The following is a 315-nucleotide window of genomic DNA, read 5'->3' as shown; positions in this document are numbered from 1 at the left end:
GCGTCTCTTTCGGTTTGGTCGCCATTGAGAGACGCTTTTTCTAATTCATGGAACTTTTGAATGAGTTCGTCGAATTCTTTAATATACATCAGCATTAAATCAAGCATTTGATTATTGTGTATACGATGTTCTGAGTAACCAAATCCATATATTTCAACATCCTTCTTGTTGTATAAATCTCTACTGATATAAATTTCATCAACAAACCACGTATGTTTGGTTAGCACATCATCAATCTTATCTTTAACTAACTCAAATTTACTTAGTAATTCTCTCAATTCCCAATTCATTTAAATGTCCTCCACTTCGATATTT

The 315-nt window shown here is 32.1% G+C and carries 1 protein-coding gene; it reads right to left on the bottom strand.

Annotated elements, in window-relative coordinates:
* Nucleotides 1-290: type II toxin-antitoxin system toxin TscT (gene tscT / locus HMPREF2846_RS10415; RefSeq protein WP_070626598.1), on the bottom strand; the 290-nt coding region annotated here is incomplete at its 3' end.
* Nucleotides 291-315: the final 25 nt, after the last annotated feature.

The organism is Staphylococcus sp. HMSC056G08 (assembly GCF_001812305.1).
Classification (GTDB): Bacteria; Bacillota; Bacilli; order Staphylococcales; family Staphylococcaceae; genus Staphylococcus; species Staphylococcus simulans.
The sequence above is the reverse complement of the archived record's forward strand: the minus strand, read 5'-3'. Positions and strand labels throughout refer to the sequence as shown.